Raw genomic sequence first — 23,570 nt, 5'->3', positions numbered from 1 at the left:
TTTCAGTAATCTTAACACTATCCCTTGTGACCAAATTATTGATTTTAAGTTGTTCAGCCTGTATACTAAATACAGTACGAGTGTTGTAAATAGTTAATACTAAAATAAAAATTAAAAGCATTATTGATATTTTTTTATTTAAAAGCACTCCTTTATGAGTACTAAAAACGTACTAATAAATTTCTCAACCTTAAAAATTATCGCGGAATATGTGTAATACACGCATTAAAAGTAGTTTGTTTAAAGGGTTTGCAACCTATATGCAAATAAAGGCGTTCTTAAAGAATATGAGCCTTTAAATTATATTATTAAGGGGTATAAATAATGGCATATCCAAATATTAAATCAGAAGACATTTTATTTTCTTTAGATATTGGTACCCGCACTGTTATTGGTACAGTAGGGATTATTAAAGATAAAAAATTTAATATTATAGCTGAAAAGTTTACAGAACATGAAGAGAGAGCTATGGTAGATGGACAGATACATGATATAAGTCTAGTTACTAAGGCTGTAAATAAAGTTAAAAGTGAACTGGAAGAGGAATTGGGTTTTGAACTTAAAAAAGTGGCTATAGCTGCTGCAGGAAGGTTTTTAAAAACTATCCTAGTTAAATCAGAATTAGGAATTGATGAAGATAAGGAAATAGATAAAGAGCTGGTAAGGAGCCTTGAACTTACTGCAGTAAAGCAAGCTGAGGAAGAGGTCAATAAGAATACTCAGGGAAAGCTGTATTGTGTGGGATACAGTGTTAAAAATTACTATCTTAATGGATACGCTATATCTAATCTTTTATCTCATAAAGGTCAAAATATTTCAGCAGAAGTAATCGCTACTTTTTTACCTAGTTCAGTAGTTGAAAGTCTTTATGCCGTTACGAAAAAAATAGGTTTATCTGTACTAAACCTTACATTAGAACCTATAGCCGCAATGGAAGCGGCAGTACCTAAAAATTTAAGACTTTTAAATTTAGCTCTTATAGATATTGGTGCAGGTACTTCTGATATTGCTATAAGCAGTAATGAGACTATTAGTGCTTATGGAATGGCGCCTATGGCAGGAGATGAGATTACTGAAGCATTGGCACAAGCTTGTCTTGTAGATTTTAATACTGCTGAGAAGATAAAAAAAGAGGTTATTGAAAAAAAAGAAGTAAGTTATGTGGATGTATTGAGTTTAGAAAATAGTATTACCTTTGATGAAGTGATTAAGATAATAACGCCTGTAGTTGAGAAATTATCGGAGGAAATAGCTAAGAAGCTTCTTGAGCTTAATGGTGGTAAAGCACCTAATGCAGTATTCTTAGTTGGAGGGGGAGCACATACTCCACTGCTTAAGGAATTAATTGTTAAAAATCTCAATATACCATCTCAAAGAATTGCAATTAAAGGCAGAGAAAGTGTTGTGGATTGTGTATGCGACGATAATAAATTAGGTAGTGTAGGAGTTACGGTTTTAGGTATAGCATTAGTAGCTATGAGAAAATTTGGGGGAGATTTTATTGATGTATTTTTAAATAACAGTGCAGTAAGTCTCTTTAATTCTAAAAAGAACACTATTATGGACGTTATTATGCAAGCAGGTATAAATCCTAAAATTTTAATTGGTAAGAATGGAAGGAATATAAGATTTAATTTGAATGGATCAAAACGTGTAGCCTTTGGAGGTATGTCGAGAGGTTCTATAATTAAATTAAATGGAATATTTGCAAGTTTAGAGTCAGAAATAAGGGAAAATGATAAAATAGAAATAGTTTTTGCACAAAATGGACATAATGCAAAGGCATATATAAAGGATTATATAAAAAAATTAGATTCTGTAGGATTTTATTTGGACGGTAAGATTAAAAATCTTGAACCATTGTTTTTTGCCAATGATCAAAAAGTTAATATAGATCATATAATAGCTGAAGGAGATAATATTAAAACTGCATTTCCAAAAACTATTGGAGACTATAGAAAATTTATTGATAATAATTTAAATTTGGAATTTTATATTCAGTCTACAAAACTTAAGGATGATTATATTATCAAAGAAGGAGACAATATATCTACCACTATAATAAATGAAGAAAAAAATAATCAACATGATTATGGAGAAGTAGTTAACACTGCACAAGCAGAAGCTGCGGCAGGTTATGTAGTAGATGAGGAAGAAAATTATATTGAAACTAAAGTAGAAGAAGATAAAAAGTATTATGACAAAGCTCCCATAGAAATACATAAGAATTCTTATAAATCAATAGAGGTTTTTGCAAATGATAAGAAGATAACCTTGAAAGGGAAAAGTTCATATATGTTTGTAGATATATTTAACTATATTGAATTTGATCTCAGTAAAGCAAAGGGAGAACTTGTGCTACTGTTAAATGGTAATAAAGCGGGTTTCTATGATGAATTAAAATCTGAAGATAGAATAGAGATAAAGTGGAAATAAATTTTTACAGGAAAAGAGGTAAATTATGAATTTTTTAAATGAAGCAAATAAAATAAAAGATCAGCTTATAGCGTGGAGAAGAGATTTTCATTCTCATCCCGAATTAGATTATGAACTTTTTAGAACAAATGAGAAAATTAAAGCCTTTCTTGAAGGTGAGGGAATTGAATATAGAATTGTAGCTAAGACTGGTATATGTGCTATTATAAAAGGGGCTAAATCTGGCAAGACTATAGCTTTAAGAGGGGATATGGATGCACTGCCTTTGCAAGATGAAAAGAAGTGTGAATATGCTTCAAAGGTAAATGGAAAAATGCATGCCTGTGGTCATGACGCACATACAACTATACTTATGGGTGCTGCAAAGCTATTAAATGCTATAAAAGGTGAATTAAGTGGAAATATAAAGCTTTTCTTTGAACCAGCAGAGGAAACTACTGGAGGAGCAAGGTTAATGATTGCGGAGGGTGTTTTAGAGAACCCAAAGGTAGACGCAGTTATTGGACTTCACGTAGATGAAGCTATTGAAGTAGGAAAAATAGGTGTAAAAAAAGACGTAGTTAATGCTGCTTCAAATCCCTTTACTATAAAAATAAAGGGAAAAGGCGGTCATGGTGCCCATCCGGACACAACTGTGGATCCTATAGTTATTTCCTGTAATGTAGTAAATGCTCTTCAGACAATAATAAGCAGAGAACTTCCACCAGTGGATCCAGGCGTTATAACTATAGGCTATATTCATGGAGGTACTGCACAAAATATAATTCCAGAAGAGGTTAAAATAGGTGGAATTATAAGGACTATGAAAACAGAACATAGATCTTATGTTAAAAAGAGACTTAGAGAAATAGCTGAAGGAATAGTAACTTCTATGAGAGGCAGCTGTGAAATAGAAATAGAAGAGAGTTATCCATGTTTATATAATGATGATGAAATGCTTAATGTTGTGAAGGAAAGTGCAGAAGAGGTTATTGGAAAAGATAAGATAAATATTCTTCAAAATCCAAGTATGGGTGTTGAAAGTTTTGCATATTTCTCTTTGGAAAGACCTTCCGCTTTTTATTATCTTGGCTGTAGAAATGAAGCAAGGGGAATAGTAAATCCTGCTCACGGAAGTCTATTTGATGTGGATGAAGCTTGTATTCCCATTGGAGTAGCAATTCAATGTACAGCAGCAGTTAACTATCTTCAAAAAAATAATTAGAAAATATAATATGAGTTTTACTGCTTATTTTTAGGTGTAAAGTATTAAAATAAATTATATATCATTTATTTTAATATAGCTTAGTAGTATAATAATATCTTGTCAACTATAATTAGGTATATCATTAATTAATGTATATGCCTAATTATAATTTTTAAACCATGGAGGAAAAGATGAAAATTGAAATAGGACCAAATGAGGCAGGACAAAGAGTAGATAAATTTGTTAGAAAATGGCTTAAAGATGTACCCCTAAGTGCCATATTTAAGGCTTTTAGAAAAGGTGATATAAAAGTAAATGGTAGAAAGACAAAGGAAAAATATTCTCTTTTAGAAGGAGATATAGTAGAAACTTATTATATTTCATCTAAGCCCGAAAAAAAAGAATTTGTAAGAATAGATAACGATTTTAAAGTTACCTATGAAGACGAAAATATGCTCCTTCTAGAAAAATGGCCAGGAGTTTTAGTGCATTCAAATAGTGAAAGTGGAGAGCCTACCCTTACAGACTATGTATTGTCCTATTTATATGATAAAGGTGATTATGAACCAGAAAAAGAGGTTACATTTACACCGGCTCCTTGTAACAGATTGGATAGAAATACTTCTGGTATAGTTGTATTTGGCAAGAACTTTGAGGCACTAAAGCTTCTAAATGAAATGATACGAGAAAGAAAAATAAAAAAGTACTATACAGCTTTAGTTAAGGGAAAGCTTAAGGATGGAATTTATGAAGGATATATATACAAAAATGAAGATGCAAATATTTCTAAAGTATTTGACAGTGAAATGTCTAATACAAAGAAAATAGCTATGGAAGTAAAAACTGTTCAGACCTGTGGCAGCTTTTCATTAATAGAAATAGATCTTATTACAGGAAGAAGTCATCAGCTTAGAGCTCATTTAAATCATTTAAATCATCCAATAGTTGGAGATAATAAATATGGAGATAAAAAACTTAATAGTTTTTTTAATAATAGATATGGCTTAGACTATCAATTTTTATATGCCTATAAGCTTATATTTAAGAATTGTCCTGAAAAGCTAGCATATATGGAAAACAAGACCATAGCAGAGTCATTACCACCTATATTAAAGAAAGTTAAAACAGATGTATTCAAGTTTTAGTGTGTTAAAGAGGTTAAGCTTATGAAAGAACAATCAACTGGTAAAGGATTTGCCATTTTATCAGCTGCTACTATGGCAGCGAAACTTTTGTCCATAATTTATATGCCTTTTCTCTTAAAGATAATTGGAGGAAACAGGCCCTATGCTATCTATCAAGTTACATATTTAATTTATGCTTTTATATATGTGATAACAAATACGGGAATTCCAAGCGCCATATCAAAGCTTGTATCTGAATTTGTGGCGGTTGAGAATTACAGGAGTGCAATAAAGACCTTTAAAATATCCAGATTTCTTTTGTTTGCTATAGGAATAATTATGTCCATTGTAATGTTTTTATCAGCAGGGTCTCTTACTGCAAGTATACATTATCCAGAGGCAAAATATTCTGTAATTGCACTTTGCCCTGCTATATTGTTTACTTCTGTAGCTTCTGCCTACAGAGGATATTTTCAGGGAAGAAGCAATATGAAGCCTACAGCAATATCACAGGTACTGGAGCAGGTATTCAATACAGTTTTCTCGCTGCTGTTTGCAGCAATATTAATAGGACGTGGGATTGAAGCTGGGGTTGTAGGAGCAACTGTTGGTACTACATTAGGAGCATTAGCCTCTGCTCTCTATCTCATAATAACCTATGAAAAGAATAAACATTTTAAATCTGGAATTTTACACAATAATAAAAGACATACAAATAAGCAGGTGCTGAGAAGAATTATAAAATACAGTATTCCCATTACTGTGTGTATTGCAATAACAAATGCTGGTACACTAATAGATAGCTATAATATAACATCAAGACTTATAGCTGGAGGAGCTCTAACAGATTACGCTCAAAGCATTTATGGAATGTATGGAAAATATCTTACACTTATTAATATGCCAATTACAATAATATCTGCTCTAGCTATGGCAGTGTTGCCAGCAGTATCAAAAGCTGTAGCACTCAAGAATAAAAAACTTGTGAATGATAAAATAAATTTTGCATTTAGAATAAATTTTCTCATAGCTGTACCAGCAGCAGTAGGACTCTCGGTGTTAAGCAGACCTATATATGAATTATTACAAATAGGAGACGGATACAGAATTATGATATTTGGTTCCATAGTAGTAATATTTATGGCACTGGCTCTAATTCAAACCAGCATTTTACAGGGTATGGGAAGAATTTATATTGTAACCTTTTATTCAATTTTAGGATTAATTGCAAAATATGTTGTAAATTATATTTTGGTAGCTATCCCTAAAATAGGAATTTATGGAGCTATTATAGGTAGTGCTATAGGTTTTGGAGTTCCTATAATTTTAAATATTATATACATACAGAAAATTTTAAAATTAAAAATAAATTTTAAGTCTTATATATTCAAACCTATAGTTTCTTCCATATTTATGGCTGCTGTAACCTATGTAATATATAATATTTTAAGTTACATATTACACTTTATTGTAAAGGGATATCTAAATAATGCAGTGTCTTTACTTGCAGCGGTTGCTATGGGAGTGCTAGCATATTTATATGCTATGATATTGTGTAAAGGCATTACAAAGGATGAACTGGATATTATCCCCGGCAGAATAAAAAGATTTATACCTAAAAGGATAATCTCCAATATAAGATAGTTGTTTCAGTGGTTAGAAGTGATATTTAGAGCAAGATTTTATATACAGGAATTATATATAGAAAGCTTTAAGGAAATTATAGTATAAAACACTGTGAAAATTATTTGTATTTTAATATATTTTCACGGTGCTCTTCTAATGTAAAAAATAATTTTCTATGAAAAACTAAGCTATTATTTTTTCTTTTACTACCATAGTCAATAAGAAATACAGTAAAAAACCAGTGATAATAATTAATACATTTTTTGATATAAAAATAGAGTCGGACATAACATGATCCATAATTCCAAGCACTAGAAATACCAGTATACTCATCATAATGTCTATTAGAGCATTTGTAGAAGAAAAACCTATAGGGCATACTTTTTTTATTTCATAAATATTTAGTATGAAGGAAGTAAGTCCAGTAATAAATAAAGTTATAGCAAAACTATAAATATTTATACTTGGTATAGCCGTCAAAATATATAGAAGTACCAGTTCTTCTACTGAAACAAGCATAGAATTAATTAATATGATTGTCTGTTTACCAAGACCACTGAGTATAGAATAAGTAGAGGCGGCAGCATAGGTGATGGGTAGGCATAAAGCACTGGTTACAATAAATACACCTAAGTCATTTCTGTTGAAAAATAGCTTGCCCAAATTGTTAGGTATACAAAGACATATAATCATTGTTGCTATTCCCAAATAAAAAGATATTTTTAAAACTTCTCTTATTCTTTCTTCTAAAGCATAGTAATTTTTTTTACTAAGATTTCTAGATATATCGGGGACCAGTACAGTAGACATTGCCATAATAACTACCATGGGAAAAAAGGTTATGTTAAGTGCCATCCCTGTAAATTTTCCTATAAGAGAAAGTGCTGTATCATAGTTGATGCCAGCTGCAACTAGTCTCCTTGGAAGTACTAAAGTTGATGCTGTATTTAATATGGAGCCAAGAAATCCATTTATACAAAGGGGAATAGCTACAATTAATATATCAAATAAAAGTTGTCCCTTGTTCTCTCTACGAGTATTTACAGTTTTAAGTTTTCCACGATATATTAGGTAGGCAACATAGAGCATTAGAAAACTTATTAATTCTCCAAAGGTTAGAGCTGCATACACTGCACTTATGGTTTGTACCATAGTTTTTAACATTAATATATTTACAATTCCTATGACTACACAAATTCTTATAGCCTTTTCAAATATATCTATGTATGCTGGTATTTTGGCCTTAGATATTCCATAAAAATATCCCTTTAATATGGAAGATAAAGCTACAAAAATTAAAGCAGGACATATTATTTCTATAGAGTATAGGGTTCTGCTGTCTTTTATTAAAAAGGAAGCCACAAAGCTGGAATTGAAAAATACCAATACTGAAATAAATACAGACCAAAGCAGGTCAAAAATAATAGCTATACGTATAAGCTTGTTTACATTTATATAATCTTTATTTCCTGAAAATATAGCTGCCTTCCTTGATACTGCAATAATCATTCCACCGCAAACCACACAGCAGAAAAGATCATATATAGGCATTATTATGGAATATAAACCTAGTCCCTCTGCGCCTAATTTATTAGAGAGTATTATAGAAAATACAAATCTTAAAATACCTGTTGCAAGATTGGAAATTGTAAGTATAATGGTGTCTTTGTAAAAATTATCAAATTGCATATATGTACCTCACAAAATTATTGATATATAATACTATGTTTAGTAAAGTTTTAATATTCACTTACAGCTTTAATAAAATATAAGCAAATACCGATAAAGGATAGTAGGATAAGCTGGATATTACAGTGAAAAATAATACTATATTGTGAAATATGTTATAAAAATATTTAATTTAATTTAAATTTAAATTAAATTTAAATTAAGAATCTATTGAATTTAGTTGCATATTTTGATAAATTATTACTTGGAGAAAGTTATACATAAATTAATAGTCATAATATCTCAGATTTTAAAATGGCAAAGTGATTGTATTTGTAGATAATTATCTAAAACTTAGTAAATATAATTTTTTCTAAATAAATTTTAATTATTAACGATTATTTTATTGAGAGGATGAGTGGTAAATGTTAAATACAGTTAAAAGAGAAACCAGCAAATCTATTTTTTTAAAAGGGATTTTGAAATTTAAATTGGGATTAGCTGTAAAACAATGCGAAAAATTAAAGAATTATGCAAAAATTAATTCGGATTTAAATAAGGATGATTATAAGTATAATTTATTTATTACATCGGAAGATGGAAAAGACATAGAAGATAAATATTTTTTATTTAAGGGTTCCCATAGAGATGGAAGACTAAAAGAATTAAAAAAGTTTAAATTTGAAAAAAGTAACGCCAAATTAATAAAAGATAAAATTAAATTAAAGGTTTTAGCAGCAGATATATTTTCTGAAAATATTTTTATGTATAATTTTTCAGAAGATGAAGAGTACATATACGGAAATGAAATTAAAAAAATAAAGGATAAGAAATATCCCAATATAGTGTTTGTAGTAAGCAGAGATAGAGTTAAAGTACATAAAAAAAATATAAATAATACTTTAATATTTGGTGACATGGAGAGTTTAATAAATAAATATGGCTACTAGAGATTAAGTAATACTTTATTTGAATTGTACTTAGTTTTAAAAAATTTAAAATGTTAAACTAAAACAAAGCTGCTATTTTTCAAGCGGCTTTGTTTTATTGAGAAATTTGTTTTAAAATATAAGGTGCATATAAAAATAATTTTTTAGAAAAAATTAAATGCGGGGGTGCAAAGGTGAATAGAATAAAATGTATGGTTTGTGGAATGGATATTAATGAAAAAAATTTTTACATTAATAGTTCCGCATTTTTAGAAAAAAATAAGGAAGATAGAATAATATACTGTCCATTTTGTGGGGTAAGTGAAATTTATTTAAGTAATAATGGAGAAACTTATAATGTTGATAGTAAATTACTAGATAAAAATGCACTGAGAATTATAGACCATGCTGTTAAGCTTGAAATTTTTAATGGAGATTTTTATAAAAAAGCTTCTGAAATGGCTGAAAGTAGTGAAGTAAAGGAAATTTTTACTGCATTAAGTAAAATTGAAATGCTTCATGCAAAAATTCATTTTAGAATAGGTGGATTTAGTGAGTTCCCTAAATTAACTGAAATGAATTATGATAAATATAATACGGATAAGGCTCTTTTAGGGGCAGCAGCAATTAGAGAAAAGCATGCTGTAACTTATTATGATAAATATAAAGGGGAAATTAAAGATAAAACTGTAACTAACATATTTGAAGCACTTTGTCAGGTTGAAAAAGAACATATTATATTAACATCTAAATAGAATTTCATGCATATCCTGGTATTTAATTAATATAAATTAGATACCAGGACTTTTTTATTTAGGAGGAGAATATGAAGAAAATATTAGGCGCCATAGTTATAGTTATTGTTATGATCTTTTCTGTAAGTGTACTAGCTAATAAATTCTATAAAAGCTATAAAATTAATATAAGTGAAGAGGGGAAAGAAGCTGTCTTAAAATTTAAAGGATTAATTTCAGCTAAAGATGTTGCTGAAGACAATAATGGAAATTTTTACATAGCATTTAGTAATAGAATTCAATTTGTAAATAGTAGTGGTAAAAGTTATAATATATTTAAAGATAACAATTTAAATATAGATAATATAGAATATTATGGCGGGAAAATTTATTATACCTCTAAAAATGATATATACTGTTATGATTTACAAAATAGAAAACAAGAAGAATTAATTAATGATTTGCCTAATTTTGGTGATTATAAGGATATAGAAATAAAAATATATAATGGCTATTTATATGCATCCATAGGTGCTGCAACCAATTCCGGTGTAGTTGGTAGTGACAATACATGGGTTAAGGATAATCCCTTTTATCATGATATAACACCTAAATCCATAACGCTTAAAGGACAAAATTTTGGGAATAATAAAACTGGAGCTTTTGAGCCAAGTAACACCAATAGTTTTAAAGGACAAATTGTTCCTGAACATTTTCCGGGAAATGCCTCTGTTATCATATATAATTTTAAAACAAAAGCTTCCGAAACTTATGCTTATGGAATAAGAAATATAAGTGGAATGGATTTTAATAGTGAGGGAAAACTAATTGCAGATGTAGGTGGAATGGAAGATAGAGGATTTAGACCTATAAAGGGAGATTCTGATTATATATATTCAATAGAAAAGGGAAAATGGTATGGATGGCCAGACTATAGTGGTGGAGATCCTGTAGATTCTCCTAAATTTAAGGGTTTAAACAATACAAGAGTTGATTTTATTTTAGATAAGCATCCAACTACTAATCCTCCTGCACCTTTATATCAGCATAAATCGCTTTCTTCATTAGGTGCTCTTGCAGTGGATTCCAAGGGATTACTTAATGAAAAGGATGATATATATTTTTATGACAGTAAAGATAATTCAATATACTTTATAAATAAGAAAAATATATGTACAAAGCTTATGGATTTTTCAAAAAACTCTCATGTAAGTAGCATGAAGTTTACAAATAGTGGACTTATTGTGTTGGATTCAAAAGAAGGATATTTGATATCTGTAGCTAATAAAGGAGCTATAGAGAGGAAAATTTTACACAGTTATATCATATATGTATTAATAGCAGTTGTATTAATAGGAATAATTGGAGTATTATTAATGGGAAAAGTAAATAAGTCATCTAAAAAGAAGTAATAATTTATCCGATGACTAAAAATAGAAAATAGGGGATTGAATATGCAAAGAGCAATTGAAAAAAATTATGGTAAAGCGGTTAGAGGTGTTATGGCCACTGTAAATCCTATAAAAAAATTATTAATAAAGACTTATTGTACCGTTCATAAATATATAAATATAAAGGCAATTGAAATTATTAAGCATGAAGGAAATGATGAAATTTACAGGTTCTTTATGAAATATTTAAAAGAATTAAATGAAGGAGTAACTTGGGCTGATCAGGATTTCAAGAGTACAAATCATTTTTATCATTTTTCACAGGAGAAAGGTTTGTATGGATTTTCAAACGCTTTAACGGAATGTAAGAAATATTATAGAATGTCAATAAATTATGCTAAAGCTGGTGATAGATCAAGGGCATTATTTTATTTTGGAGCAGCCTGCCATTTGATTCAGGATACAACCGTACCACAACATGTAAATAATAACCTTTTAAAAAGCCACAGAGCTTTTGAAATGTGGATTTTAAAAAAGGTGGTAAGTGGCTATAGTTTTGAAGAGGGAACAGAAAGTAAAAGGTATGGATCTATAGATAAATATATTAAAGCTAATGCTTTAATGTCAAATAATACCTATACGAAATTTCAAAATATACTTGACGTAGAAAAAAGATATAGAAGTATTACTAACGTTATTATTGTGGAAGCTGAGAGGACTACTGCTGGGTTTATGATAGATTTTTACAATGAACTCTGCGTAAACAATATAATTTCACTGGATGAATTCAACAAATAATTTTAAAGAGAAAATAACTAACTTATTATGTAGTGCTTAGCTATCGTATCTGAATGTAAATAAAATTTAAATAAATAGTTCTTCCATTAATTGGAGGAATTATTTATTTTTTGTAGAATTTATTATTTAAATACGTATTTAAAGGGTGTGAGTTTTATGGGTAAAGAGATATTTATTAATTTGGAAAAAGAAGTATTTATAGGTAATGTATTGGATATAGGTTTTGAAAATAATGGTATTGTCTATGATCTTTGTAAAAATATAGATGACAATATAACTATTGATTATATAAATGGAAATGTAGACAAAAATAGAATAGAAAAAAATTATTATGACAGTTGTGTAGTATTTTTTTCGTTGCTAGAATTTAAAACTAAAAGATCCAAGTTAAATTTTTTTAAAGAAATTTCTGAGTATATAAGAAAGGATGGAATATTATATTTATGGGATGTAGATAAACCCAGATTTAAAAGTATTTCTATGAAGCTTAAGGTATTTGTTCCAAATAGAAAATATAAAGTGGTGCCAATAAATGCCAGAAATCCATTAATAGATGCTTCCTGCAAAAATACTGGTAGGCTTTTGCAATCTTATTTTAATATAATTGATTTAAAATGCTCTGATAATATATACTATATAAAGGCGCAAAAGAAAGGGAGTTTTTTAATTGGAGATATTATTAGCAGCAATTAATTCTAAATATATACATAGCAATTTAGCAGTAAGGTATTTAAAAGAATACACTGTAGATATGGATTATAAATGTAAAGTAAAAGAGTTTTCTATTAATGATAGAATAGAAAAGGTGTTTGAAAATATAATAACTGAAAATCCAGATATTGTGGCCTTTTCTTGCTATATATGGAATATAGAATATGTAAAAAAGCTTGCAAATTTAATAAAAACCTTAAATAGTAAAATAGAGATATTATATGGTGGACCAGAAGTCTCTTATGATGCTGAGAAATTTCTCCTTCATAATTCAGGGGACTATCTTATTGAAGGGGAAGGAGAGGCTGTATATAGGGAATTTATACAGTGGAGAATAAATAAAAAGGATTATCAAGAAGCCTCAAATATCAAAGGTTTATATCAAAAAGTAGATAATAAAATTATATATGGCGGAGAAAGATCACTTATGAATTTCGATGAAGTGGTATTTCCCTATAGAGAAGATGACAATTTGAAAAATAAAATAGTTTATTATGAAAGTTCCAGAGGATGTCCATTTAATTGCAAATACTGTTTATCCTCTATCAGTAATGGAGTGAGATTTCTAAATGTAGATAGAGTGAAGAGAGAACTACAGTTTTTTATAGATAAAGGAGTAAAACTTATAAAATTTGTGGATAGAACCTTTAATTGTAATCATAAATTTTCAATGGAAATATGGAATTTTCTAATTAACGCCCATGCAGATGCAACCTTTCACTTTGAAATATCAGCAGACATATTAAAGGATGAAGAAATAGAACTTTTAAAAACTGCACCTAAAGGGAGGATACAGCTGGAAATAGGAGTGCAGACCACAAATGATGATATACTTAAAAATATAAATAGAAATATTAAATTTAAAGATATAAAGGAAAAGGTTTTAAAGCTTCAGAAGAATAGAAATATAAAACAGCATTTAGACTTAATTGCAGGGCTTCCAGGAGAAAATTATGAAAGGTTTAGGAAGTCTTTTAATGACCTCTATTCAATAAGGCCAGAAGAAATTCAACTGGGATTTTTAAAACTGTTAAAGGGATCTGCTATGAGATATGAAGCTGAAGAATGGGGGATGGTGTATTCACCCTATGCACCTTATGAAATACTTAAGACAGACTGTTTAAGCTATGAAGAAATACTGAAACTTAAAAGAGTAGAAGCCATGGTGGATAAATATTACAATTCCGAAAAGTTTGGAAATATACTTAAATATTTTGTATCGAAATTTGAAAAACCCTTTGACTTTTATTTTTCTCTTGGAAACTTTTTTAAGGAAAAAGGATATTTTGATAGAAATATATCATCTTCAGATTATTATAAAGTGTTTCTAGAATATAATGAAGAAGAACTAGTTGGAGATAATAGTGATATAAGTGAAATAATAAAATTTGATTATTTAAAATTCAATAAGAAAAAATGGCTTCCGACATTTTTAAATAGAGATATTGATAAAGCTGTGGAAAAAGAGATTAGAAATAAATTAAAGAAAGATAACATATTTTCTAAAGAACAAAATTTTCACATAGAAAAATTTGATATAGATATATTAAAATATAAAGTAGAAAGTAAAATTGATAGGCAAACAAAATATGTAATTTTTGATGAGAATAATGTAGATAATATATTTTATTTTTAAGTGATATATTAACCGCTATTTACAATTGTGAACTTTTCATGTATACTTCTGTATATACAATAGTATATTCGAGGTGTAAAATAATGAAAAATAATGTTAAAAAATTGACGGTTACGAGTTTATTAACCGCATTAGCAATCATAATTCCCATAGTATTTGGGCCATTTTTAAAAATTCAAATACCACCTTTTTCAGCTACTCTTGCTTCTCATGTACCAATGTTCTTGGCAATGCTCATAGCTCCTGAAGTCGCTGTGGTTGTTGGGATTGGTTCTGCTCTAGGCTTCTTAATTACATCACCAGCAGTAATAGCTGCAAGAGCTTTTACGCATACTTTTGTTGGACTAGCTGGAGCACTTTTAATAAGGAGAGGTATGTCATTTAAAAAGGTTATAGTATTTACAGCACCAATTCACGCAATTCTTGAAGCCCTAATAGTAATTCCATTTGGTTTTACAGCGGCTAATGCATTATATATAGTTGGTATAGGAACAGTTGCACATCATTTTGTCGATGGAGTTATAACAGTTATATTAGTGGGGGCTATTGAGAGGGCATTAAGAATAAAGTTAACGAAGGCCTTCTCATAAGAAGCTAGGTAAACTTAATTTAAATACAATTATCAATGAATCTTACTCATTGGGAGTTTAGATGAATTATCCAGTAACGTGTCGCTGTTATCTCCACCTTGTAGACGGGGGAGTGATACAGCGACTAGTTATCGGATAAATTAAGAATAAAGAACTTGGAAATAAAATTCCAAGTTCTTTATTTCTATAGAAATAGTTAAAATAAATGATAATACCTATAAATAAAATACAATGAATTTATTTAAGAAATATTTTTAAATGTAGACTATAATAAAGGATATTAAGTTATAATGAGAATATGATATTTACAGGGAGAGTGATTATAATGTGTAAAATAAATCCAAAAGTAGATTTTGCATTTAAGAAGCTCTTTGGGAGTGAAGAGAATAAAGAACTATTAATATCTTTTATAAATTCAGTATTATCAGAGCAAGAACAAATAAAGGATATAACTATAAAAAATCCTTATAACATATCTAATTATATTCATGGAAAGATGTCAATACTGGATATTAAAGCAGTAGATGAAAAGGGTAAGTGGTATGATATAGAAATTCAAGTAGCACCGCAGATCTTTTATGATAAAAGATCTTTGTACTACTGGGCTAAAGTATACTCAGATCAACTTCAGGAAAAGGGAAGATATGGAGCATTAAATAAGACTATAGGGATAAATGTATTAGATTTTAACTATATTGAAGGAGAAGATTATCATAATAAATATAAGCTTTATAATTCAAAAACAGGAAAAGAGTTTTCAGATATATTAGAGTTACATTTTATAGAGCTTAAGAAATTTGATAAAGACATAAGGGATATAAAAACTACCTTAGATAGATGGATTACCTTTTTAAATAATGCTTATAAATACAGCAGAAATAGAATACCAAAAGAATTAGAAGAAGATAAAAATATCAAAAGGGCAGTAGAAGTATTAGATATAATGTGTCTAGATGAAGATGAAAGAGAATTATATGAGAATGACCTGAAAGACTCTATAGATAAACAGGAGCAACTGTATACCGCTAGGGAAGAAGGTATAGAAGAAGGTATAAAAAATGTAGCTAAAAGTTTGTTGGATGTACTAGATATAGATACAATAGTATCAAAGACAGGATTGTCTAAGGAAGAAGTATTGAAATTAAAAGATGAACAATAATATATAAGTACAATTAAATATAGAAATTATTTTTATCCGATGACTACCATCCGTAATACTCCCATCGCACTCTGTGAAAGCGATTCACACAAAATCAAAGATTTTGGTTCTCTGCTTTTCTATCAAAGTGGGAGATAACGGCTGCTACGTCCCTGGATAACGATTTCTAAGTTTCAGCTGGAGAAAAAAACTCCACCTGAAACAAAGAACTCTGTTTATAAGGCATATGAAAATAGATAACAAGTCAAATATACTAGCATACTGACTTAATTATTTTTTGAAGATGACTAAATAGGTATTACTAAAGTAATACCTATTTATATCTTTTTGCACTTAAAAATAAAAAAAGAAAATGATAACATTTAACCATGGAGGTGGTTAATATGGCATTGCCAATATTAAATTTAGAAAAGGTAAGTAAAAAATATGATAGTAAAACAGTAGTTGACCATATATCACTGGAGATAAATAAAGGTGAAGTATTTGGGCTTTTGGGCCCCAATGGAGCTGGAAAAAGTACCACTATGAATATGATTTGTTCTCTGGTAAAACCAACCACAGGTAAAATTACCGTATTCAATTATGATAATAAAAAAGAAATGAATAAAATAAAGGAGAAGCTAGGGTATATTCCACAGGAGCTTGCTATACATGGAAATCTTAAAGCTTGGGAAAATGTAGAGCTATTTGCTGGACTTTATGGTTTAAAGGGAAAGCAATTAAAAAATGCAGTGGAAGAATCATTAGATTTTGTGGGACTTTCTGAGCATAGAAATGGATTTGCTAAAAATTTCTCGGGGGGAATGAAAAGAAGGCTAAATATTGCCTGCGCCTTAAGTCATAAGCCAGAGCTTCTCATATTTGATGAACCTACCGTTGGCATAGACCCCCAATCCAGAAATTATATTTTAGAAAAAATAAAGTATGTAAATTCTCAAGGGGCAACAGTTATATACACTAGTCATTACATGGAAGAGGTTGAGGCTATATGCAGCAGGATAGCAATTATGGATAATGGAAAAATAATTGCGTCAGGAACAAAGGAGGAACTTGTAGCATTGGTATCAAAGGATGATAAGAATATGTCTTTAGAAGAGGTATTTTTAACACTTACTGGGAAAAAACTTAGAGACTTCGGTGAGGAGGTTTCTTAAAATGTTATTAATATTAGTTAAAAATAATTTTAAGCTCATGCTCAGAGATAAGATGTCAATGCTCTTTTTAATTTTTCTGCCTATTTTGTTAATTGCCATATTGTCCAGTGCCTTTTCACAGATGCTCAATAAAGATTATACTTTGAAGTCTTTTACTGTAGGTTACAACATTGAGGCTGGCAGCCATATAGATAAAAGTTTTTCAAATTTTATAAAAGCTTTTGAAGAAAATAAAATTACCTTAACTAAGATGACAAAGGAAAAAGCTGTAGAAGAAATTAAAAACGGAAGCCTAGCTGCCTATGTGGATATAAATGATAATGAATATACAATTTATAAAAAAGATGCCTTTAATATAAATGCAGAAATATTTGAAAACAGTATGAATAGTGCAATGTATTTATATGATGGAAATAAAGCTTTAGTGAATTATTTAGTTGAGAATAAAATTCCAATCAAAACAGAGAGTGGAAGTACCTCAGAGAATAAAAATTTTGTTAAGCTAGATACTCTGAAGGTTGATCCAATGCCAAGTTCAATAGTATACTATGGTATAACTGAAATTGTTTATGTTATTTGGTTTGGAATGTTATCGGTATCCTTAATAGTAAATAATGAGAGAAAATATGGAGTTACAGATAGAATTGGACTTACCAATGCCAGTCCATTAACGCTATTCTTTGGAAAGCTTATTCCTTCAGTGCTTGTAGTATCCATCCAAATATGTATAGCAACAATAGCTTCAATAATTTTAATGGATGTAAATTGGGGTAATTCACCTCTATTGTCAGCAGGAATATTATTTTTAGAGATAATAACTTCTTCAGTCCTAGGAATATTAATTTCATTAATAATAAAAAGTCAAGCTTTATCAAATGTTATAATAGTTTTGTTTGCCTTCTTTTTTGGATTCGTAGGAGGATCCTTTCAAACCTATATGTATAACTTTGTCAGTGATAATCTTGCTAAGCTGTCACCACTATATTATATAAATAGAACCTTGGTAGAGATTTCAATAAAAGGATATAGTGACTATACAAATATATGTATTATATTACTTTTAACTATATCAATTATAGCAATAATTATAGGAGTAGTAACTACTGCAAAAGGGAGGGAAGTCCTATGAGCGGATTTTTCGTAATGCTGAAATCAAATCTAAAGCTGCTGTTTAGAAATAAAGCATCTATATTCCTGTTTTTATTAATACCATTAGTTTCAGCTCTAATATTGAAAATACCTGTTAATAGTGATAATTCAGAAACTGCAGTATTTAAAACAAGTGTAACGGTATTTGATAATTCTAAAAGTGAGTTGTCAAAGGAAATAATAAATTTATTAAACAGTAATAGTTCCTATAAAATAACTGTGTATGAAGGTTCAACTAAAGATTTAAATTCTGCCAAAGAAAAAGCAGTAAATATAGCCAATAGAACGCCTACAAATGGATTTATATATATTCCTTCAGGCTTTTCTGATGCTGTAATAAAAGGTAATAATGAAAATTTATTAAATGTATTCACTACAGGAACTGACGAAAGAGTGAAGCTTTTAGAGAATAATATTAATATGATATTGTCAAGATTCAATATGTATTCAACGATGGCAAAGGGTGATAAAACTGTTTTTCAACAGCTAATGAAAGAAGCAGCTCAGAATAAAACAGAAGAAAAATTAAATTCTGTTACTCAAGGAGAAAAAGCTTTAAATACTGTAGAAAAATCACAAATCTATAATTTTGGATATCTTGTAGCTATTATGTCAATTACCTTAATGTTCAGTGGTAATTTTATAGCATCTATATTTATTGAGGAAAAAAACAATAGAGTATTAAAGAGAATAATGCTTACTAAGAGTAGTATATTTAATTACGGCATGGTAAAGGTTTATGTAGCTATAGCTGCTCTTATAGTACAAATTGCTATGATTGCTATTAGTATAAAATTATTTGTAAGAGTTGATGTAGGTATGAATCTATTTGAAATTTCAATATTAATATTGGGATTAGGTTTGATATTTAATACCTTGAGTATAGCTTTAGGAGCTATTTTTGAAAGTCTAAGTAATTCAAATTATTTAACTTTTTTTATAACTACAATTACTGCACTAATGTCAGGATTATATTTTCCACTGGATATAACTCCAAAATGGATGCAAAATGTTTCATTACTTATGTCACAGAGATGGGTAGTTAAAACAGCAGAACAGATACTTCTAGGATCGAATCAATGGGGTATAGTATTTGGAATGGTTGTTATTGCATATATGGCATTGTTTTTATCTATAGGATTTTTGGGGTTAAAGGTGAATAATAATTATAAAGCGTGAATTACTCCAACATAAAGTATTCATTGACCAAATAGCATGAAAAGAGTATAATATGGTTAGAATATTACTATGAGGAGTTGATACTATGCAAATTAAACCGTCTGCAAGTATTCGGCAGAACTATAATGAAATTGCTGCTTTGTGCAAATCCTCTGGAGAGCCTGTATATCTTACGAAAAATGGTGAGGGCGATCTTGTGGTTATGGATATAGAGGCGTTTGATCGGCGTGAAAAAATGCTGAAACTTTGGGAAGAACTGTTAGCTGTTGAGGAAGACCGTCTAGCCGGCCGAGAGGGAACCACGCCAGAGGAACTGGACAGCTATCTGGATAGCATCATTGATGAGGTGGAACATGGAAAAGAAACCTCAATATAAGGTAATTGTTTCTAACCGTGCCCGTCAAATGCTGGCGGGCCATGTCCGATTTTTGGCGCAAAAAAGTCCCTCCGCTGCCCGTAAAGTAAAGAATGAGTTGATGGAGGCCATTCGCTCTCTATATCAAATGCCGGAGCGTTTCCCGTTTCTGGATGCCAAATTTATACCACTCAATAAATATCATAAGATGTTTGTTGAGAAATGGTATCTGATTTTGTATCAAATCAAGGATCAGACGGTGTACGTTGATTACATCGTGGATTGCAGGCAGGATTACGGATGGCTGGTGCGTTAGTCTTTACAAACTAAATAAGAGTCATTGAACCATATTTTGTGATATAATTAATATAAAATATAATGCTTATTTATAGGGGGTATTACATGAATGAAAAGATAATGGAAAATTATTTCCCAATTGCAAAGTTAATATACATATTTTCATTAATCATATATTTTATAGCTACAAATGTAACAATTATATATGAAAGAAGTATTTTAGAGATAAGCTTATTGTTTATATTTACTTCAGCTACATTGTTTTATGAACTGCTTGATAAAAAGAGTATAATTCTATTGATTTTATGCTTATCTATTTGTATAATATTAATCTTTAATTTTCAAAGCTTTTATTCAGTACTTATTCCTATTGTAGCATTGGACTTAATAACCTATTTTGGATTGCCATCATATCTATATTTACTTACCTTTTTAATTGTTTTACAGAAGGATAATAATAGAATAATATATTTTATAGCTTGCTTATGCTGCAATATTATGTACTTTCAGCACTACTACATAATAAATGCATATAAAGCAATATTAACTGATTTTACCAATACTGAAGAAGATTTAAAAACATCTATAGAAAAGCAAAGAATGAGACATAAAAATGATATTGAAAAATTTACATTAGCACTTGAAAATAAATCTCTTGAAGAGAGAAGTAGATTATCTCAGGCACTGCACGATAAAATAGGACATAGCATAAATGGATCTGTTTATCAACTTGAGGCATGTAAACTTTTAATTAAGGATAATCCATTGGACAGCAAGAAAATTATTCAAGCAGTAATAGATAACTTAAGAAAAAGTTTAGACGAAATTAGAGCAATTTTAAGAAAAGAAAAGCCAAATAAAGGTCAGCTGTCATTGATTCAGCTTAGAAAATTATGTGAAAATTTTAAGGAAAACTATAATATAAATGCGAAGATTGTTTGTAGTGGAGAAATTAATGAAGTTCCAGAGCATATCTGGGAAATTATATTGAATAATTCCATAGAGGCTTTTTCAAATGCTTTGAAATATTCAGGGTGTAAAAATATAAAGATAAATATAGTTATTCTCAATAAATTGGTTCGCTGTTCTATAGAGGATGATGGGAGAGGATGTAGTAATATTAAAGAAGGAATGGGGCTGACTGGTATGAAAGAGAGAACGAAAGCAGCTAATGGTAATATTTTCATAACATCAAACCTTGGTTTTGAGATTAAGGAGAGGGAATATAGTGGATAAGATAAAAATTGTGATTGCAGATGACAGCGATTTTGTAAGGGATGGTCTAAGAATAATATTAGACATGGATGAGGATTTTCAGGTAGTTGGATGTGCTAAAAATGGCAGAGAAGCTATAGCTCTTTCTTTGAAAAATAAGGTGGATATTATATTGATGGATATTCAAATGCCAGAAGTAGATGGAATAGAGGCTACAAGGGAAATAGTAAAAAAGTCTCTAGGAAAAGTATTGGTATTAACTACTTTTGATGATTATGATTTGGTAGAAAAGGCCATACAAAATGGTGCAAAGGGATATTTAATAAAAAATCATACACCAGAAAAGCTTAAACAGATGATAAAATCTCTTTATAATGGCGTGAATGTTTTAGACGAAAAAGTATTTGAAAAGATAGCTAAAAGATCTAATTATATGAATGTAGGTTTTGATAACAGTATTTTTACTGAAAGAGAGCTTGAAATTATTGAAGCTGTAGCAGAGGGATTATCAAATAAAGAGATAGCTGCAAAATTATTTATAGGAGAAGGTACAGTAAAAAATCATATAAGTACCATACTTGAAAAGGGAAATTTAAGTCATAGGACTCAATTAGCAGTATATTATTTGACAGGTAAACGATGAAAATAATGATTAGAAACTTGTATATTATGTGTTTATAGTATACTGAGGATAAGATTATATATATATTATTTTATCTTCAAAATTATTTAAATTATAGTGATATTTTTATAAAATGCATTTTACTTGCCCAAAGTTTTATATAAGGTATATTTAAAATCTCAGGACTATGCTGTGATATTAAAGGCATATCATCCTTAAAAGAGGTTATAATTGCAGAATGAGTTAGTTTATCATTGCCATTTCTATAAAATATTAAATCTCCTGTTTCCAATGAGGAAATAGAGGAAACTTCTCTTCCTTTAACACCGTACAAGTTATCATTTCCGCTTACTTTTAAGTACCAATAGAGAGAATGTGCTGTAGCCCAGGAAACAGACCAACCTTTACTATTATACCACCATATATTTCTACTTGAAAAAACCATAGGTGCTCCTCCTGCAAATAGACACTGGGAAGTGAAATTTGTACAATCACCACCATTATCATATTGTACAGGAAAATATTTGTATGAAGGATTTGGATTCTCTGCATACTTTATAGCATAATTTACAGCATTAACTCGAGAATAGCTGGAATTTATTTTATTATTCATAATTTCTCCATAAGATTAATTATGTTATATTTTATGATAATACGTAAATAAAAAGTACAGTTTCTACATATAAAGATATAAATTTTAAAGGTGTTTTAACATTATAGTTTTGATAGTAGGGTGTGTATATGTTAAACTTATAACATCAAATTTTAAAATAAAAATAGTTTTTAAGGGAGCGCAACTATGAATCTATTAGATAGATTAGATGGAGAAAGTGGAAGGGAATATGCATATAGAATTTTAAAAAATAATATTATGTCCTTAGAACTTAAACCAGGTGAAAACATTAGTGAAACTATATTAGCACAACAATTGAATATTTCAAGAACGCCTATTAGAGAAGTTTTGATGAAGCTAAAGGAAGAGCATCTCATCGAAGTAAAGCCTCAAATCGGAACTTATGTTTCATTAATAGATAAAAATCTTATTGAAGAGGCATTTTTCATGAGGTATTATTTAGAAATAGAAGTAATGAAACTGGCCTGCAAAGATTTCCCGAAGGATAAATTGTCAGAACTTGAAAAATGTTTGATATCGCAAAAATATATTTCTGGGAAAACAGAATGTGAAATAGATTTTCATAAATTAGATGTACAATTTCATAATATAATATTTTCAGGTGTTAAAAGATCAGAAGTTTGGAAAGGAATATTGAGAATAAGTACTCATTATGATAGATTAAGATTAATAGCAGAAACTAAATATTCTAATGAAAGTACTATTAAACAGCATGAAAAGTTTATTGAAACCATAAAAAATAAAGATATAAAATCTGTTGAAGCTTTAGTGACTAAACATCTTAAAGAACCTAAAAAAGGATGGGACGAGATTTTTAATAAAGATTTTGAATACAAGAGTTATTTTAAATAGTTAATTACAATATAGTAATAAGGAAAGTTTTATTTTCATATACCTAAACTATAGCGAATTGATATAAACATCAGGGTGGAAATTATTAATACTTCTTGATGTTTTATTACACATATGCTAGTATA

At 29.3% G+C, this 23,570-nt stretch carries 22 protein-coding genes; 20 read left to right on the top strand and 2 right to left on the bottom strand.

What is annotated here, in order from left to right; translation table 11 throughout:
* Nucleotides 1–324: 324 nt before the first annotated feature.
* The 4 genes from CLOPA_RS15595 to CLOPA_RS15580 all read left to right on the top strand — a co-directional run bounded on the left by CLOPA_RS15595 (nucleotide 325) and on the right by CLOPA_RS15580 (nucleotide 6,390).
* Nucleotides 325–2,436 carry a cell division protein FtsA gene (locus CLOPA_RS15595; RefSeq protein ID WP_015616393.1) on the top strand — a complete coding sequence of 704 codons (2,112 nt, stop codon included), beginning with the start codon at nucleotides 325–327 and terminating at the stop codon, nucleotides 2,434–2,436.
* A gap of 25 nt (nucleotides 2,437–2,461) precedes the next feature.
* The gene (locus CLOPA_RS15590) at nucleotides 2,462–3,640 is read left to right on the top strand and encodes a M20 metallopeptidase family protein (protein WP_015616392.1); all 1,179 of its coding nucleotides are present in this window, start codon (nucleotides 2,462–2,464) and stop codon (nucleotides 3,638–3,640) included.
* 173 nt (nucleotides 3,641–3,813) lie between these two features.
* Complete coding sequence (locus CLOPA_RS15585) at nucleotides 3,814–4,767, top strand: RluA family pseudouridine synthase (protein WP_015616391.1); 954 nt, start codon at nucleotides 3,814–3,816, stop codon at nucleotides 4,765–4,767.
* A gap of 21 nt (nucleotides 4,768–4,788) precedes the next feature.
* Nucleotides 4,789–6,390: a putative polysaccharide biosynthesis protein gene (locus CLOPA_RS15580; RefSeq protein WP_015616390.1), complete on the top strand. Its 1,602-nt coding sequence runs from the start codon at nucleotides 4,789–4,791 to the stop codon at nucleotides 6,388–6,390.
* 165 nt (nucleotides 6,391–6,555) lie between these two features.
* Here CLOPA_RS15580 and spoVB read toward each other — a convergent pair whose 3' ends face one another.
* Entirely contained in the window at nucleotides 6,556–8,061 is a 1,506-nt protein-coding gene (spoVB, locus tag CLOPA_RS15575) for a stage V sporulation protein B (protein WP_015616389.1), read from the bottom strand.
* 404 nt (nucleotides 8,062–8,465) lie between these two features.
* Here spoVB and CLOPA_RS15570 point away from each other — a divergent pair, with 404 nt between their 5' ends.
* The 15 genes from CLOPA_RS15570 to CLOPA_RS15500 all read left to right on the top strand — a co-directional run bounded on the left by CLOPA_RS15570 (nucleotide 8,466) and on the right by CLOPA_RS15500 (nucleotide 21,980).
* Nucleotides 8,466–8,990, top strand: a complete 525-nt coding sequence (locus CLOPA_RS15570; RefSeq protein ID WP_015616388.1) for a hypothetical protein — start codon at nucleotides 8,466–8,468, stop codon at nucleotides 8,988–8,990.
* A gap of 173 nt (nucleotides 8,991–9,163) precedes the next feature.
* On the top strand, nucleotides 9,164–9,724 hold the full coding sequence (locus CLOPA_RS15565; protein WP_015616387.1) for a ferritin-like domain-containing protein: 561 nt from the start codon (nucleotides 9,164–9,166) through the stop codon (nucleotides 9,722–9,724).
* A gap of 71 nt (nucleotides 9,725–9,795) precedes the next feature.
* Nucleotides 9,796–11,115, top strand: coding sequence for a PQQ-dependent sugar dehydrogenase (locus CLOPA_RS15560; protein ID WP_015616386.1), 1,320 nt, complete (start codon nucleotides 9,796–9,798; stop codon nucleotides 11,113–11,115).
* A gap of 42 nt (nucleotides 11,116–11,157) precedes the next feature.
* A complete protein-coding gene (locus tag CLOPA_RS15555) occupies nucleotides 11,158–11,892 on the top strand; it encodes a zinc dependent phospholipase C family protein (protein ID WP_015616385.1) in 735 nt (244 codons plus the stop codon).
* Between the two features lie 156 nt (nucleotides 11,893–12,048).
* Nucleotides 12,049–12,585, top strand: a complete 537-nt coding sequence (locus CLOPA_RS15550) for a hypothetical protein (protein ID WP_015616384.1) — start codon at nucleotides 12,049–12,051, stop codon at nucleotides 12,583–12,585.
* Nucleotides 12,560–14,239, top strand: coding sequence for a B12-binding domain-containing radical SAM protein (locus CLOPA_RS15545; protein WP_015616383.1), 1,680 nt, complete (start codon nucleotides 12,560–12,562; stop codon nucleotides 14,237–14,239). The genes CLOPA_RS15550 and CLOPA_RS15545 overlap by 26 nt, the downstream gene beginning before the upstream one ends.
* A gap of 83 nt (nucleotides 14,240–14,322) precedes the next feature.
* Nucleotides 14,323–14,829 (top strand): hypothetical protein, encoded by a 507-nt coding sequence (locus tag CLOPA_RS15540; protein ID WP_015616382.1) that lies wholly within the window; start codon nucleotides 14,323–14,325, stop codon nucleotides 14,827–14,829.
* A gap of 325 nt (nucleotides 14,830–15,154) precedes the next feature.
* Complete coding sequence (locus CLOPA_RS15535) at nucleotides 15,155–15,988, top strand: Rpn family recombination-promoting nuclease/putative transposase (RefSeq protein ID WP_015616381.1); 834 nt, start codon at nucleotides 15,155–15,157, stop codon at nucleotides 15,986–15,988.
* A gap of 383 nt (nucleotides 15,989–16,371) precedes the next feature.
* Nucleotides 16,372–17,142 carry an ABC transporter ATP-binding protein gene (locus CLOPA_RS15530; protein WP_015616380.1) on the top strand — a complete coding sequence of 257 codons (771 nt, stop codon included), beginning with the start codon at nucleotides 16,372–16,374 and terminating at the stop codon, nucleotides 17,140–17,142.
* A 1-nt stretch (nucleotide 17,143) separates the two neighbouring features.
* On the top strand, nucleotides 17,144–18,271 hold the full coding sequence (locus CLOPA_RS15525) for an ABC transporter permease (protein WP_015616379.1): 1,128 nt from the start codon (nucleotides 17,144–17,146) through the stop codon (nucleotides 18,269–18,271).
* The gene (locus tag CLOPA_RS15520; protein WP_015616378.1) at nucleotides 18,268–19,470 is read left to right on the top strand and encodes an ABC transporter permease; all 1,203 of its coding nucleotides are present in this window, start codon (nucleotides 18,268–18,270) and stop codon (nucleotides 19,468–19,470) included. Before CLOPA_RS15525 ends, CLOPA_RS15520 begins: the two co-directional genes overlap by 4 nt.
* Nucleotides 19,471–19,555: 85 nt before the next feature.
* Entirely contained in the window at nucleotides 19,556–19,846 is a 291-nt protein-coding gene (locus tag CLOPA_RS15515) for a type II toxin-antitoxin system Phd/YefM family antitoxin (RefSeq protein WP_015616377.1), read from the top strand.
* The gene (locus CLOPA_RS15510) at nucleotides 19,824–20,141 is read left to right on the top strand and encodes a type II toxin-antitoxin system RelE/ParE family toxin (RefSeq protein WP_015616376.1); all 318 of its coding nucleotides are present in this window, start codon (nucleotides 19,824–19,826) and stop codon (nucleotides 20,139–20,141) included. Before CLOPA_RS15515 ends, CLOPA_RS15510 begins: the two co-directional genes overlap by 23 nt.
* An 86-nt stretch (nucleotides 20,142–20,227) precedes the next feature.
* Entirely contained in the window at nucleotides 20,228–21,358 is a 1,131-nt protein-coding gene (locus tag CLOPA_RS23890) for a sensor histidine kinase (protein WP_015616375.1), read from the top strand.
* Nucleotides 21,351–21,980 (top strand): response regulator, encoded by a 630-nt coding sequence (locus tag CLOPA_RS15500; protein ID WP_015616374.1) that lies wholly within the window; start codon nucleotides 21,351–21,353, stop codon nucleotides 21,978–21,980. Before CLOPA_RS23890 ends, CLOPA_RS15500 begins: the two co-directional genes overlap by 8 nt.
* A gap of 91 nt (nucleotides 21,981–22,071) precedes the next feature.
* Here CLOPA_RS15500 and CLOPA_RS15495 read toward each other — a convergent pair whose 3' ends face one another.
* Nucleotides 22,072–22,572, bottom strand: a complete 501-nt coding sequence (locus tag CLOPA_RS15495; RefSeq protein WP_015616373.1) for an amidase domain-containing protein — start codon at nucleotides 22,570–22,572, stop codon at nucleotides 22,072–22,074.
* Between the two features lie 186 nt (nucleotides 22,573–22,758).
* Here CLOPA_RS15495 and CLOPA_RS15490 point away from each other — a divergent pair, with 186 nt between their 5' ends.
* Nucleotides 22,759–23,445 (top strand): GntR family transcriptional regulator, encoded by a 687-nt coding sequence (locus tag CLOPA_RS15490; RefSeq protein ID WP_015616372.1) that lies wholly within the window; start codon nucleotides 22,759–22,761, stop codon nucleotides 23,443–23,445.
* Nucleotides 23,446–23,570 lie beyond the last annotated feature (125 nt).

This window comes from Clostridium pasteurianum BC1, from assembly GCF_000389635.1.
Taxonomy (GTDB): domain Bacteria; phylum Bacillota; class Clostridia; order Clostridiales; family Clostridiaceae; genus Clostridium_I; species Clostridium_I pasteurianum_A.
This window is presented reverse-complemented; position numbering and strand designations above follow the sequence as displayed.